The organism is Aquimarina sp. (assembly GCF_977115655.1).
In genome coordinates this window covers 1-3,237 of record NZ_CDSBKO010000136.1, presented here as the reverse complement: position 1 = coordinate 3,237, position 3,237 = coordinate 1, and the positions used below count along the sequence as shown (strand labels likewise).

Here is a 3,237-nt window from a genome sequence, read left to right as displayed (position 1 = left end):
CTATATTAATATTGGTTTCGCTTGTCGGTCCTATTTCATCATGAATCACAGATAATCCTATTCCTAAACGTTCTTTTTCTCCTAAAGGAGTATGTAAAGAAAGTGTTTGGGTACGCGGAGCACCATCCAAACCAACCCATTGACTTCGATGAAGTCCTAATATACTCATGACTCCTCTACTACCAGCATAAGCAGGATTAACACTAATAGTATTATATATATACTGGGTATATTGAGCATCTTGCTGCGCATAATTATTGTAAAATACAAAGCTCAAAAGCGTTGTAGCTAGTATTGTGTATATATTTTTCATCCGCTATGTTTTATTTTTTTATTAAACCCATGAAGGAAAGACCTCCCTTCATGGGAATTAAAACTTTGATTATTATCTGTTGATGTATAAATATCCTGCTCTATTTTTTCTTTCCCCCGATTCTAAGGTATATTCCAACACGTAATAATAAGTTCCCGCAGGTAGTTGATCTTTTTCTTCTATGGTAACTCTTCCGCTTGAAATACCTCTAAAGAAATTACCATCTCTTCCATAGTTTTCAGACTCGTATACCTTAACTCCCCAACGGTTAAATATTGATAAATTATTTTGTAACCTTTCTATTCCTGTGATTACAAATACATCATTAACCCCGTCTCCGTTTGGTGACATACCTGTAAAGACTGTTATCCCGTCATCTCCTTCTCCTGCAGGACCATTTGGTTCTAAATAATCTGGTGTCCCATTTCCATCGCTATCAAAAGCATCTTCCGGGTTTCCGTCTCCATTAGGGTCTGGATTTTCGTCTTCTGTTAAAATGCCATCTCCATCATCATCCGTATCCAAATAATCAGGAATCCCATCTCCATCGGTATCCGTATCTGAAGGATCATTATCATTATCATAATTTTCTTCAACAGTATCTACTCCATCTCCGTCATCATCATTATCTCTGTAATCTGGTTCATCCTCACTATCTGTATTATTAAGATCTGTACCAGGATCATTACCTACAATATCTCCATTTGGATCTCCATAACCCGCAGTATCTCCATCATAAGCATCATCTAAACCATCTCTATCCACATCATTACCACTAGGTAATGTATCTGGTTCTCCATCGTTATCATAATCAAAACCTTCAATTGAATCAGGAATACCATCATTATCACTATCCTCATCCAGATAATCTGGAGTATCGCTTCCGTCTGTATTTTCTGGTATTATTCCTTCATTACCAGTCCCTTCATATGCATCATCTAATCCATCTCTATCAGAATCATTACCCGTAGGCGATACATATCCATCTGTAGACTGTGCTTCCACATTATCTGGAATACCATCATTATCGGCGTCCTGATCAAAAGAATTTATAATACCATCTCCATCGCTATCTATTGTACCTTCTACAGTATCCAAAATACCATCATTATCATCATCAAGATCTATACTATCAGAAATTCCATCATTATCATTATCTCCATCAATGGTAATTGTTTCTTCGAGATCATCCGGTGTAGTATTAAGATCAATTTGATCAAGTGTTACATCTGTTATTACATTAGTAATGGTAGCTCCTGCCATGTTATTACCTACTGAAAAGCTTATGGTTAACATTCTCAATTCTCCAGATGGTATTGTTCCTACTGTCCAAACTCCAGTGCTTGCATTATAAGACCCTTGATCTGGTGTATCCGAAACATAAGTAATTCCTGCTGGTAACTGATCGGTAATCGAAACATTTGTTGCTTGTGCTGGTCCTGTATTAGAAAGAATAATGCTATACGTATAAACTCCTCCGAGCACATATGGCCCCGCCTCAATTATTGATTTAATTACTACAAGATCAATTTCTCCTATTACATTAATCTCTTCTTCCTGATCGTTATTAGTAAGATCAGGATCTGTTTGATCCATTGTATAGGTAATTACATTATTAATAGTGGTACCACTCGTTCCTATATCGACTGTAGCATTTATACGTAATATAGCTGTAACTCCTGCACTTAAGTTACCAATAGTCCAATCGCCTGTAACATTATTATAAGTTCCTAAACTTGATGTATTTGAAATATAAGTTAACCCTGCCGGAAGGAGATCATTAATAAGTAAATTAGTGGTTTGAGCTTCTCCATTATTACGTACTGTAATCGTATATGTAATTGTATCCCCCTCTGTCGGTGCACTATCATTTACCGTTTTGGTAATCTCTAAATCAGCATTATTACCTATAACGATATCTTCTTCAAGATCATTATTGGTAAGATTAGGATCATTTTGATCCATTACAAATGTGATTACGTTATTAATTGTATTACCACTAGTACCAGAATCTATGGTTACTATAATATCCAATGTAGTACTAGCTCCGCTAAGTAAACTTCCTATAGTCCAATTACCAGATGCCGGAGCATACGATCCTTGAGAAGGAATGTCATTAACATAGGTTACTCCTGTTGGAAGCAAGTCATTGATAACCAAATTAGTTACTTGTGCTACTCCATTATTAGTTACATCAATAGTATAAGTAATCGTATCTCCTTCATTTGGAGTAGAATTATCTACTGTTTTGCTCATTACCAAATCTGCATCGTTATTCACCACAATATCCTCACTTGGATCATCTGCAGTAGTATTGGTATCGGTCTGGTCTAATGTTACTCCTGTTACCGTATTGGTAATCGTATCTCCACTGGTACCTGTATCTACACTTGCTACAATATCTATAGTCGCAACTCCGGTGCTATTGATGGTTCCTATGGTCCAGATTCCTGTTCCGGATACATAGGCTCCTGCTCCTGTATCACTTACATAGGTTACCCCTGCTGGTAACAAGTCTGTAAGTACTACACTGGTTGCCTGTGCAGGACCGTTGTTGGTTACTGTTAATGTATAGGTAACGGTATCTCCTTCATTTGGGGTAGCGTTACTTACTGTTTTAGCTACCACTAAGTCTACTGCATTATTTACCACAATGTCCTCACTTGGATCATCTGGGGTGGTATTATTATCGATCTGGTCTAAAGTTACACCAGTTACCGTATTGGTAATGGTATCTCCACTAGTACCTGCATCTACCGTTGCTACTATATCTATAGTCGCAACTCCTGTACTGTTGATTGTTCCTATCGTCCAAACTCCTGTTCCAGATACATACGCTCCTGCTCCTGTATCACTTACATAGGTTACTCCTGCTGGTAGTATATCTGTAAGTACCACACTGGTTGCCTGTGCAGGACCGTTGT

At 37.5% G+C, this 3,237-nt stretch carries 2 protein-coding genes; both read right to left on the bottom strand.

Annotated elements, in window-relative coordinates; translation table 11 throughout:
- Nucleotides 1–313, bottom strand: a 313-nt coding sequence (locus tag ACZIYX_RS23790; RefSeq protein WP_462684754.1) for a PorP/SprF family type IX secretion system membrane protein, incomplete at its 3' end; no start/stop codon positions are given.
- 72 nt (nt 314–385) lie between these two features.
- Nucleotides 386–3,237 (bottom strand): T9SS type B sorting domain-containing protein (locus ACZIYX_RS23785; protein ID WP_462684753.1); only part of this gene is annotated, 2,852 nt, incomplete at its 5' end.